We start from the raw sequence: 11,279 nt of genomic DNA, 5'->3' as shown, positions 1-11,279 counted from the left end.
TGGTTTCGATCCAGTTTTCAGGGCGCAAGCCTTGAGAAATGAATACGTTTGGTGATGATGGCGGAAGGGAACCACGCGTACCCATACCGAACACGGCCGTTAAGCCTTCCAGCGTCGATGGTACTTGGACCGCAGGGTCCTGGGAGAGTAGAACGTCGCCAAGCAATGAAAGAGCCTTTTCGGATTACAATCCGAAGGGGCTCTTTTTTATCTAATTTGGCATACTATTTATGAAAAACGTTGAAAATCGTCATGACTTTGTGCTTGACACCAAAATTGGGCTTTTGATAAGATTGCAATAATATCTTTCGGGATGTAAATAAGGGAGGATCTTTTTGTGTGGGAAACTAAGTTTGCAAAAGAAGGACTGACATTTGACGATGTATTGCTTGTTCCGCGTAAATCGGACGTTTTCGGTAAAGAAATTGATGTTTCAACCCAATTGACCAACCAAATCAAGCTTAACATTCCGTTTCTCAGCTCAGCAATGGATACCGTTACGGAATCTGCTTTGGCGATTGCTATAGCCCGGGAAGGCGGTATTGGTATCATTCATAAAAACATGACGATTGCCCAACAAGCGGAGGAAGTTGACCGGGTGAAGCGCTCCGAGAGTGGCGTTATTACGAATCCGTTCTCCCTTACGCCGGAGCACCATGTTTATGATGCGGAAGAATTAATGGCCAAATACCGGATCTCCGGAGTACCGATTTGTGATGAAAATAACAAATTGGTCGGCATTTTGACGAATCGTGATCTTCGTTTTGTCCATGATTACTCGATCAAAATTAAAGAAGTGATGACGAGAGAAAAACTCGTAACTGCTCCTGTAGGAACTACGCTTCAGGAGGCTGAAGTCCTTCTCCAGAAACACAAAATCGAGAAGCTGCCTTTAGTGGATGAAAACATGATTTTAAAAGGCCTTATCACCATTAAGGATATTGAAAAAGCGATTCAATTCCCGAATTCGGCTAAAGATAAGCAAGGCAGGCTGCTTGTAGGTGCAGCTGTCGGCGTATCCAAAGATGTAATGGAACGTACGGCCGCTTTGGTCGAAGCCGGTATCGATTTGATTGTTGTAGATTCCGCTCATGGGCATCACATCAATATTCTCAATACCGTGAAAAAAATTCGTGAACAATATCCGGATTTGCCGATTTGCGCAGGTAACGTCGCTACAGGAGAAGGCACAAGAGACTTGATTGAAGCCGGGGCGAGCATTGTTAAAGTGGGGATCGGACCTGGATCCATTTGTACAACGAGGGTCATCGCAGGAATCGGTGTACCGCAGATTACAGCCATTTACGATTGTGCTTCAGTAGCGAGACAATATCAAGTGCCGATTATTGCAGACGGCGGTATTAAATACTCAGGAGACGTTGTCAAAGCTATAGCGGCAGGGGCCAGCGCGGTAATGATCGGCAGTCTTTTTGCAGGCACCGAGGAAAGCCCCGGCGAATCGGAAATTTTCCAAGGTCGCCGTTTTAAAGTGTATCGTGGTATGGGCTCTCTTGGAGCGATGAAGGATGGCAGTAAGGATCGCTATTTCCAGGAGAACGAAAGCAAGCTGGTTCCGGAGGGCATTGAAGGACGGGTACCGTACAAAGGACCTCTGGCGGACACGCTTTATCAGTTGGTCGGCGGACTTCGTTCGGGTATGGGTTACTGCGGAGCGAAAAACATTGATGCGCTGATCAATGAAACAACATTCATTCGGATCACCGGTGCAGGTCTACGGGAAAGTCATCCGCACGACATTCAGATTACAAAAGAAGCGCCGAATTACTCCTTATAAAAAGAAATCAAAACCTAAAATGCAGAACGGAAGCTATGGCTTCCGTTCCTTGTTTTTGTACAGCTTCCCAGGCATGTGGTACAATAAAACAGGCTTGTCTATGCCATAAGATGAAATTCTAATACTGGGAGTGAGATGGTTGTTTCGTTATGTTAAAAAAATTTGTTCTGTCGTAGCTGTCACCCTCTTATTAAACGCGTCACTTACCCTGGTTCAGCCAACACCGGTTCAAGCTGCGGATACCCCTGTGGATTTAAAACTGAATGCCAAATCCGCTATATTGATGGAAGCGAGCACAGGCCAGATTTTATATGAATATAACGCAGATGAGGCACTACCTCCCGCAAGTATGGCTAAGATGATGACGGAATATTTAGTAATGGAGGCAATTAAGTCTGGCAAAATCGATAAAACAACGATGGTTACCACCAGTAAATACGCGTCGGAAGTGATAGGTTCGCAAATTCTGTTAGCTGAGGGAGAGCAAGCTACGGTAGATGATATGTTCTCCGCATTGTCGATTTACTCGGCAAACGATGCTGCAGTAGCGCTAGCTGAACATATAGGCGGGACAGAAGAAAATTTCGCCAAAATGATGAATGATAAAGCAAAAGAATTCGGATTGTCGGAACAAGCTCATTTTATTAATGCGACGGGATTGGGACGGGCCGACCTTGGTAAGTATGCTCCCCAGAATTTGCAGGGGGAAACGCTCCTTTCTGCAAGAGATGCAGCTATCATCGCCTATAATATCTTAAAGGATCATAAGGAAGTACTGGAATATACGAAAATCCCGGCCAAGAAATTCCGTGAGAGAGACACGACACCAATGATTAACTGGAACTGGATGCTTTGGGACAACCGGAACACGACCAATTTTAAGCGATATGCTTATGAAGGCCTCGACGGTTTAAAAACAGGAAGCACGAATGAAGCCGGCTATTGCTTTACCGGAACAGCGGAACGTAATGGAATGAGGCTGATCAGTGTCGTGATGGGAACGTTAACGGAGCCAAGCCGGTTTGAAGAGACCCGCAAAGTGCTTGACTACGGTTTCACGAACTTTGAACTGAAACAGGTCCTGGGTGCGAAAGCTGAAATAGATTCCATGAAAACAGTGAATATTAAAAAAGGTGTGAAAACACAAGTGCCGGTCGTCACGGAAACTGCAGTTTCCATCGTTGCCAAAAAAGGCGCCGCGGCCGATCAATTTACGATTACAGCGGCACCGGCAGATGAAAGCAAGCTTATCGCCCCGATTACACAGGGTCAGGTGCTTGGGACGGTCAAGGTTTCCTATAACGGAAATGAACAAACAGCTAATTTGGTGGCAGCCGAGGATGTAGAGCAAGGAAGCTGGATCCGGCTGTTCTTCAGAGCGATCAAGGACTTTTTTGTAGATACGGTCAAAGGTGTCACAAGCTGATGAAATCCGATAAAACGGGTTGTTTATTTGCTCCTATTGATGTAAAATATTTGTTTAGTTAGTTTGTCCTATTAAGGCCGATCGTCGAAATATATCGATATGTTGTGGGAGGAATCGGAAATGGAAACTGGTACATCGCGCGTTAAAAAAGGTATGGCAGAAATGCAAAAAGGCGGCGTCATTATGGACGTCATGAGTGCAGAGCAGGCCCGCATCGCTGAAGCGGCAGGCGCCTCCGCCGTTATGGCGCTTGAAAGAGTGCCTTCCGATATTCGTGCGGCCGGAGGAGTAGCTCGTATGGCCGACCCTACGATTGTAGAAGAGGTTATGAAAGCTGTATCCATTCCTGTTATGGCTAAAGCACGGATCGGCCATTATGTTGAGGCGAAAGTGCTGGAATCGATGGGCGTAGACTATATCGATGAAAGCGAAGTGCTCACTCCGGCGGATGAAGTGTTCCATATTAATAAACATGAATTCACCGTACCGTTCGTTTGCGGTGCAAGAGATCTTGGCGAAGCGCTCCGCAGAATCGGGGAAGGCGCATCGATGATTCGTACAAAGGGTGAGCCGGGAACGGGAAATATCGTTGAAGCGGTTCGTCATATGCGGATGATTACCGGACAAATCCGGAAGATCCAGTCCTTGTCCAAGGACGAGCTGATGGCTGAAGCGAAAAATTTGGGGGCTCCTTATGAGCTGCTGCTTCAAGTACATGAAACAGGACGTCTTCCTGTTGTAAACTTTGCTGCAGGCGGTGTGGCTACACCGGCAGATGCAGCGCTGATGATGCATTTGGGTTCGGACGGCGTATTTGTCGGGTCCGGTATTTTCAAATCGGACAACCCTGAAAAATTTGCTAAAGCGATTGTTGAGGCGACTACCCACTATACAGATTACGAGCTGATTGCAAATATTTCGAAAAACCTCGGTACGCCAATGAAGGGAATTGAAATTTCCAAACTGCATGTCTCCGAGCGGATGCAAGAGCGCGGTTGGTAATCCATTTTTTTCGTTCGGGAAGAAGGTAGTGTGAGATGAAAATCGGAGTTTTAGCGCTGCAGGGTGCCGTGGCTGAACATATTAAAATGATAGAAAAGGCCGGGGCGCAGGGCGTTGTCGTAAAAAAAGTGGAGCAGCTGCAAGAAATCGACGGAATCATTATTCCCGGAGGCGAAAGCACAACGATCGGGAAACTGATGAGGACTTATCATTTTGTGGATGCCCTACGTGAATTTTCACGGCAGGGCAAGCCGATTTTCGGCACCTGTGCAGGCTTAATTGTTCTTGCAAAAAGCATTGTCGGGCAGGAAGAGGCGCATCTGGAGCTGATGGATATCGAAGTGGAGCGAAACGCTTTTGGGCGGCAGCGTGAAAGCTTTGAAACCGACTTGGATATCAAAGGCATCGATAACAATGTTCGAGCTGTGTTTATTCGCGCTCCTTTGATTGTCAAGGTGGGCGACAATGTGAACGTGCTGTCTACCTATCGTGACCAGATCGTGGCCGCTAGACAAGGGCATTTGTTGGCAGCCTCGTTTCATCCGGAATTGACCGATGATGAGCGGATGCACGCTTATTTTATAGACATGGTACGTGAGACGAGGTAGGAGGGATCTCCTTGTTGGATGTAAAATTACTGCGCAGCGATATGGATAAAGTAAAACAGGCCATGAAAAATCGGGGAGGAAATAACCTCGAGGAGCTGGATCGTTTTACTAGCCTGGATCTTAAACGCAGAGAGCTTTTACAAGAAGTGGAGCAGCTGAAAAACCGCCGTAACGTGGTTTCACAGGAAGTGGCTCGGCTGAAGAAGGCTAAGGAAGATGCGAATCATCTGATTGAAGAAATGAAGGTTGTCGGAGACCGCATTAAAACATTGGATGAAGAAATTCGTGTTCTGGAGTCTGACCTCGATGCTATCGTGCTGGCTATTCCCAATATTCCTCAAGACGGGGTGCCGGTAGGTGCATCCGAGGAAGACAATGTGGAAATTCGCCGTGTGGGCGAAGTACCGAGCTTTTCGTTCGAGCCGAAGCCGCATTGGGAAGTGGCGCAGCAGCTGAATATATTGGATTTTGAGTCTGCGGCGAAGGTGACTGGCTCGCGCTTTGTGTTTTATAAAGGGCTTGGTGCTCGCCTGGAGCGGGCTTTAATGAATTTTATGATGGATTTGCATGCGGACCAGCACGGGTATCAGGAGATACTTCCGCCGTATATCGTAAACCGGGATAGTTTGACGGGAACGGGACAGCTGCCGAAATTTGCAGAAGATGTTTTTAAAATCGATGAAACAGATTATTTCTTGATTCCTACGGCTGAGGTTCCGGTGACCAACTATCATCGGGATGACATTTTATCCTTGGAGGATTTGCCTAAGTATTTTGTGGCGTTCAGCGCTTGCTTCCGTTCGGAAGCCGGTTCTGCCGGACGTGATACCCGGGGTCTGATCAGACAGCATCAATTTAACAAAATTGAACTGGTGAAACTGACCGCACCGGAGCAATCCAATGAGGAGCTCGAGAAACTGACGATGGATGCGGAGAAGGTGCTGCAGCTGCTCAAGCTGCCTTACCGTGTGCTGTCGCTTTGTACGGGCGATTTGGGCTTCTCGTCGGCGAAAACGTACGATCTTGAGGTATGGCTTCCAAGCAGCAATACGTACCGCGAGATTTCGTCTTGCAGTAACTTTGAGGATTTCCAAGCACGCCGAGCTAACATTCGTTTCCGCCGCGATACCAAGGCGAAACCCGAATTCGTGCATACGCTCAACGGATCAGGGTTGGCTATTGGCCGAACCGTCGCCGCCATTCTGGAGAACTACCAGCAGGAAGACGGCAGCGTTTTGATTCCGGAAGTGCTTCAGCCGTATATGGGGAATGTAACGAAAATCAGTAAAAATTAGAGCTTGATCATGCTTTAGTTTTTGTGATACAATGCTTGTTGTCACCCGGAGAGGTGGTCGAGTGGTTTAAGGCAGCGGTCTTGAAAACCGCCGTGGTCGTGAGGCCACCGTGGGTTCGAATCCCACCCTCTCCGCCATTTATAATAATAAATGGTCCATAAAACAAAAAAACAGCGACCTGATAAGGGTCGTTTTTTTTTGACAGATAAGAAAGCAGCGGGTGGAACCCCACACCCCTTCCTTCCTTATCCAACATGGGTTTGCACGATAAAGGACCTCGCCGGAGGCGAGGTTTTTCTTATTGTGTAACGGAACCTATGGCTTTTTTTACTTAGGTGCGCTTGGTATAAGGAGGATGGCATCTCCGCATGTTAGTAATGTGGAGGTGTTACTCATGAGCAAAAAGGATAGCCTGCAAGTGGACCAACAGCAACTGGCCGAGGCATGGGCGAGAACGCTGCCTACCGTGCTGAATACCTCGGACAGAGCAGAAGTCCAGGCTGATGAGGCGGAAGCGAATGTGCTGCGCGTTCATATTGCTACGGCGGGTCGGAATAACTACGGCTTTGATTTCAAATGTACTTATGTCGATTCCAGAGAAGTGAAGGTCGACCTTGTTGATGTGGAACGAGACGGGGACAATGTCGATGAGCGAACGGACGTCATTCAGACGTTAGTTGATGATTATGTAAGGCATATCCATGAGTGTGCACAACAGCTTCATTCTTTTACGCACAGCTAAACGGAGGCAGCGGCCAACATGACAAAAAATAAAAGCAGCGTAGATAAAAATCTGCAAAATGTCGTTAAAGATTTGGACAAAACGGTGGTTACCGGCCATCAGGCACAGCAGGTGCAGCAGCAAACCAACGATCACCGGCATCAGGATGCGTTAAATCATGATGAAACACCTCATACATCGATGCTGATGGATAAAGAGTAACCCAGCGAAGGGAGACGGGAATCACATGCCTAAAAATATTCCTCAACCGGTAAACCCGCCGAGCGGCCGTCAAAACCAAGACGAGCACCGCCACCCGAATGAACCGTTATCCGGCTCGAAGAAAGTGAAAAATCAAAATCACAGCCGCCATAATAACGGCGAGGGTTAACAATAATCAACAGCCTCTTACCTTGAACTAAGACCCGGTTTGTGGACAGTTTATATCAAATAGCCATCGATTTAGCTAGCCAGTAATGACCTCTGAATTCGTCGGGGGTCATCTTTTTTAATGTCCACTGTTTCATGTGATCGAAGAACAATTCCATGGAGACGTCGCCCCAGTAATCTCCTCTGTGTGAATATCGAAGTTTAATAGTTGAGTAAGCTGATTTTACTAATTCGTTGCAATAATTAAGTTATAGATGATCTTGGAAAGCGGCCGGGTATTTTAAAATATAGTCTAATAGATGAAACGCAAACCTCCGATAAATTATTTACAGGAGCAATTTTAGTACAATTATCAAAACGGAGTACGAACGTTAGCGAATGGGGGAGGAATCAAAACGATGTAAATTTTTCGTTGAAATTTACTACTGAACTACATAATCAAGTAATACCGTGGAGGTATCGGTATATGTTAAAGGACAAATTAAAGGGTTTTACCGCGGGAATCATTGTAAGTGCGCTATTTGCGGGAACAGCTGCATACGCAGCAAGCGGGAGCACTATGCTTGAAGTTTTTTACGAGGTGAAAGATATTAAAATTAATAATGTTTCTAAAATGCCTGCCGAGGATAAGCCGTTTATTTACAATGGATCCACCTATGTCCCGCTTCGATTTGTTGCCGAAAATCTCGGACAAAAAGTAGGGTGGGATGGTGAAACCGGAACGGTGTTCATTGGAGAAACAAACGAACCGAATGAAGAATTTCTTGGAGAACGAGTCCAACCAATGAATACGCAAAAAATTAGTAACTGGAATGGTATCTCGTTAATTAATCACGGCAAAAAGATTCAGGATAATTTATCGAATGAGTATGAGAACTACGTTGCTTTTTATGCCGATTGGACATTGGATACAGGGGAGTCCATGTATCAAGAATATCCGTTAAATGGCCAGTATACTTCTTTCAAAGCCAAAGCGGGTATATTGAAGGAGAATCAAGACTCGCCGAACATTGTCACTTTCGTTATAGAAGGTGACGGAAAAGAGCTTTATTCCCATGATTTTGGCCCTGGGGAATTCCCGCAGGACGTGTCCGTTAGCGTAAAAGGTGTGAATAAACTCACGTTAAAACTAACAAAGAAAGAACATCTACGGGACGTAGGTAATGGGTTTGGGGTATTTAACCCGACGCTTACCTTGAAATAAGCTGAAATATCAAGGAATCCCGATTAGCATGGGGCTGCCGGCACGATCGGCAGTCCCTGTTTTGCGTCGGAAAGCAAATCCGGTTTGTTTATCGGTCCAGATTAAAAATCAAGGGATCCCTTTGTTCACAATCGAAACCCTAATTATTATTCTCCAGCTCTACTTTGTTGAAGCAATCTTTCATCATTTCGTAAGCCATGGCTTCATCATCGGTATATCCGTATATGAAAGCACCGCCGGTTACCGCATCAATCACTTCATCAAATTGAGTACAGATGGAAATGGAAAACTCGTCATAAATGATGTAAAACAAGTGATCTGCGGACATGATTCTTTTCCACCTCGATTATGAAATTGATTCCTCATTTTACCATGATCCCATCGAAATGAGAACCGAGTTTAGAGGGTTCTCTTTGATTTTTCATGATGGTGAGACAGAAAGGGACTAGGCTGCCCCGTATGGAAAATCGTAAGCTTGTGCATAGCCCGGGTGCAGGCGGTATACAGCAGCTTTCGCTCAACTTCCCGATAGTAATGTTCGGCTGAGGCGTTATAAATAAGCACAGCGTCAAATTCGAGTCCTTTGGCCAAATAAACGGGAATGAGTACTACGCCGGCGTGAAACAATCGGGTCTCTTTAGTAATCCATTGAAGCTGAGGCAATTGGCTTGAGAGCTTATCGTACGCATCGCGGGTTTCCCGGGCTGTTTTGCATATGATGGCGATCGTGCCGATTCCAGACGTTTGGAGCCTCTTCACTTCCCCAAGCAAGACGTCCGTCAGCATGGCATGATCAGACACGGCTATCAGTTTGGGAGGCTCCCCGCTGCGGCTGAACGGCTCTACAGGCTCCCCGAAAGGCAAAATCGCCTTGGTGAATTCGGCGATTTCTTTGGTTGACCGGTAGCTTCGAACCAGTCGTATGAACTCCACTTGTTCCGGACCATATAAATCGTAAATTACTTCGTAGCCGGCCATGCCATGATCGGCTTCTGCTGTATGATGCGCAGAAATGGCCTGATTGAAATCACCCAGCAGCGTCATTTTGGCCCAGGGGAACAAGCGGTTCAGGAATACCAGTTGAAAGGGCGAGTAGTCCTGTGCCTCATCGATAATGACATGACGGACCGTATTATACGATGGAAAGCCCTCGATTAATCCGGTCAAGTACAGAAACGGAGTCGCATCTTCGTAAGTCAGCCGGCCGCGGTCCATTTGCTCAAGGGTCAGCCGACCGATTTCCTCCCATTCCGGAGGGAGCTCAAGTTCTTTGTCCCCGGCGGTTAGGGCAAACCGGGAGACATCGGATATCAGCTGTCTGTATAGTGCCGCAGCCGAAATAAATCGCAGCTGTTTGATCTTCTCCCGGAGCGGCTTAAATTTTTCGTGTACAACGTATTTACTGAGCAGCAGCGCTTCCTGCTTCGCGTCATCAAATGCTGTCTCCCGGTCGCCTTTTTGCTTCCGAAGCGCGTTGTAAGCTTGCTGATAGACTTCCTTATCCAGCAGCTCGATTTCCTCTTTCACCCACGGCTTCATTCTTTCCTCTTTGGCCAGCCGTTTAAGCTCTTTCAGAAGCCATTCCTTCACTAAGTGTATTTTGATGCTCAGCTTTATAGACCCGTCCAGGCTATAAAAATAGTTTGCCATTTGCTGCTTGCCGATCAGTACCCTTCCTCGAAAGACCAGGTCATTAAACCGCATGCCTTGGGACTCCAACCCCCGGGCATATTTCTCTATGATGTCGACAAAGGCTTTGGATGATTTAAAGCGGATGCTGCTCCTGCGTATTTCATCTCCAGGATCACCATAGGTATGAAGCATCGCTTCCATTTGCTCGTACGCATCTTCCACTTGAAATTGCGAGCCAAGGCGCAGCTGCAGATAGTCCTGATAGGTCGTTTGCTGCATATTGGCTTCGCCAAGCTCAGGAAGGACGCTTGAGATATAGCTGTTAAACAGGGCGTTAGGACTGAACAGCACCATATTATCGCTGTTAAGCGTTTGGCGATGCTTGTAGAGGAGATAGGCGACCCGTTGCAAAGCGACGGATGTTTTCCCGCTGCCTGCCGCTCCTTGAACGATCAGTACCCTGTGGCGGTCATCCCGGATGATCTGATTCTGCTCTTTCTGTATCGTGGCCACAATGGATTTCATATGGTCATCGGTACGCTGCCCGAGAATGTGCTGAAGCACTTCGTCGCCGATGGTTATTCCTGTATTGAACATCGCTTTGATTTCGCCGCCGCGAATCATGAATTGGCGTTTTAAATCCAAGGTGCCGGAAATCGTCCCCATAGGCGTCTCGTAATTGGCCGGGCCCGGCGAATAATCGTAAAACAAGCTCGAAACGGGCGCACGCCAATCGTAAACCCAGTATGTCTGTGTCTGCTCATCCAGAACTGAAGCGATTCCGATGTATATTTTCTCAGTACCGGAAGAGCCTTTTTCCGTAAAATCGATCCTGCCAAAATACGGTGAGTTGTACATTCTCAGCAATCGGTATCGCGTATTTTCGGCATGCTGCAGGCTTCGTTCTTGACCGGCGAGCATCATGGACTGCTGCGTAATGCTGGTGTAAGTTTCCATGATGTCGTCGGGATTCGCCAGATTGACCGTAATGTCGTCCCAGAAATCTTTGCGTGCTTCGGTTACCGTCGATTTTCGCTGTTCGGATAATTCCTCCGAGCGCTCGATCAGCTTTCGCACTTCATTCAGCACAAGCTTCAGCCTATGCTGCTCTTCCCACCAAGCGGCATCCTGTGTCAAGGAAGGTCAGCCTCCTTCTTCTATAATATGAAATCTTGTTCGGACATCTTACCACAGGGGAACTTTTAC

The 11,279-nt window shown here is 47.0% G+C and carries 11 protein-coding genes, 1 tRNA gene and 1 rRNA gene; 11 read left to right on the top strand and 2 right to left on the bottom strand.

Annotated elements, in window-relative coordinates; translation table 11 throughout:
- Positions 1 to 47: 47 nt before the first annotated feature.
- The 11 genes from rrf to BLT35_RS16485 all read left to right on the top strand — a co-directional run bounded on the left by rrf (position 48) and on the right by BLT35_RS16485 (position 8,441).
- A 5S ribosomal RNA gene (gene rrf, locus BLT35_RS16535) occupies positions 48 to 164 on the top strand.
- Positions 165 to 337: 173 nt separating this feature from the next.
- Complete coding sequence (gene guaB / locus BLT35_RS16530) at positions 338 to 1,795, top strand: IMP dehydrogenase (protein WP_062410189.1); 1,458 nt, start codon at positions 338 to 340, stop codon at positions 1,793 to 1,795.
- A gap of 130 nt (positions 1,796 to 1,925) precedes the next feature.
- On the top strand, positions 1,926 to 3,221 hold the full coding sequence (locus BLT35_RS16525) for a D-alanyl-D-alanine carboxypeptidase family protein (RefSeq protein WP_254777585.1): 1,296 nt from the start codon (positions 1,926 to 1,928) through the stop codon (positions 3,219 to 3,221).
- Between the two features lie 120 nt (positions 3,222 to 3,341).
- Entirely contained in the window at positions 3,342 to 4,223 is an 882-nt protein-coding gene (gene pdxS, locus BLT35_RS16520) for a pyridoxal 5'-phosphate synthase lyase subunit PdxS (RefSeq protein WP_062410187.1), read from the top strand.
- A 35-nt stretch (positions 4,224 to 4,258) separates the two neighbouring features.
- The gene (gene pdxT, locus BLT35_RS16515) at positions 4,259 to 4,831 is read left to right on the top strand and encodes a pyridoxal 5'-phosphate synthase glutaminase subunit PdxT (RefSeq protein WP_074729000.1); all 573 of its coding nucleotides are present in this window, start codon (positions 4,259 to 4,261) and stop codon (positions 4,829 to 4,831) included.
- A gap of 11 nt (positions 4,832 to 4,842) precedes the next feature.
- Entirely contained in the window at positions 4,843 to 6,126 is a 1,284-nt protein-coding gene (gene serS / locus BLT35_RS16510) for a serine--tRNA ligase (protein ID WP_054819849.1), read from the top strand.
- 47 nt (positions 6,127 to 6,173) lie between these two features.
- A tRNA-Ser gene (locus tag BLT35_RS16505) sits at positions 6,174 to 6,263 on the top strand.
- 257 nt (positions 6,264 to 6,520) lie between these two features.
- The gene (locus tag BLT35_RS16500) at positions 6,521 to 6,868 is read left to right on the top strand and encodes a hypothetical protein (RefSeq protein WP_054819850.1); all 348 of its coding nucleotides are present in this window, start codon (positions 6,521 to 6,523) and stop codon (positions 6,866 to 6,868) included.
- A gap of 18 nt (positions 6,869 to 6,886) precedes the next feature.
- Positions 6,887 to 7,069, top strand: coding sequence for a hypothetical protein (locus BLT35_RS16495; RefSeq protein WP_054819851.1), 183 nt, complete (start codon positions 6,887 to 6,889; stop codon positions 7,067 to 7,069).
- A gap of 25 nt (positions 7,070 to 7,094) precedes the next feature.
- Positions 7,095 to 7,238, top strand: coding sequence for a small acid-soluble spore protein P (locus BLT35_RS16490; RefSeq protein ID WP_054819852.1), 144 nt, complete (start codon positions 7,095 to 7,097; stop codon positions 7,236 to 7,238).
- 465 nt (positions 7,239 to 7,703) lie between these two features.
- Positions 7,704 to 8,441, top strand: coding sequence for a stalk domain-containing protein (locus tag BLT35_RS16485; RefSeq protein WP_074728998.1), 738 nt, complete (start codon positions 7,704 to 7,706; stop codon positions 8,439 to 8,441).
- A gap of 139 nt (positions 8,442 to 8,580) precedes the next feature.
- Here BLT35_RS16485 and BLT35_RS16480 read toward each other — a convergent pair whose 3' ends face one another.
- Entirely contained in the window at positions 8,581 to 8,769 is a 189-nt protein-coding gene (locus BLT35_RS16480; protein WP_054819855.1) for a hypothetical protein, read from the bottom strand.
- A gap of 71 nt (positions 8,770 to 8,840) precedes the next feature.
- On the bottom strand, positions 8,841 to 11,210 hold the full coding sequence (gene helD, locus BLT35_RS16475; protein WP_062410184.1) for an RNA polymerase recycling motor HelD: 2,370 nt from the start codon (positions 11,208 to 11,210) through the stop codon (positions 8,841 to 8,843).
- Positions 11,211 to 11,279: the final 69 nt, after the last annotated feature.

Origin of the sequence: Paenibacillus naphthalenovorans (assembly GCF_900099895.1) — a bacterium.
Lineage (GTDB): Bacteria > Bacillota > Bacilli > Paenibacillales > NBRC-103111 > Paenibacillus_G > Paenibacillus_G naphthalenovorans.
Note: the sequence above shows the minus strand (reverse complement) of the source record. Positions and strands in the feature narration are given on the sequence as shown.

Bases quoted from the DNA above. Each gene is read 5' to 3' on its own strand.
- BLT35_RS16480 (WP_054819855.1), bottom strand. From the start codon at position 8,769: ATGTCCGCAGATCACTTGTTTTACATCATTTATGACGAGTTTTCCATT.
- BLT35_RS16490 (WP_054819852.1), top strand. From the start codon at position 7,095: ATGCCTAAAAATATTCCTCAACCGGTAAACCCGCCGAGCGGCCGTCAA.
- pdxT (WP_074729000.1), top strand. From the start codon at position 4,259: ATGAAAATCGGAGTTTTAGCGCTGCAGGGTGCCGTGGCTGAACATATT.
- BLT35_RS16500 (WP_054819850.1), top strand. From the start codon at position 6,521: ATGAGCAAAAAGGATAGCCTGCAAGTGGACCAACAGCAACTGGCCGAG.
- BLT35_RS16485 (WP_074728998.1), top strand. From the start codon at position 7,704: ATGTTAAAGGACAAATTAAAGGGTTTTACCGCGGGAATCATTGTAAGT.
- pdxS (WP_062410187.1), top strand. From the start codon at position 3,342: ATGGAAACTGGTACATCGCGCGTTAAAAAAGGTATGGCAGAAATGCAA.
- BLT35_RS16495 (WP_054819851.1), top strand. From the start codon at position 6,887: ATGACAAAAAATAAAAGCAGCGTAGATAAAAATCTGCAAAATGTCGTT.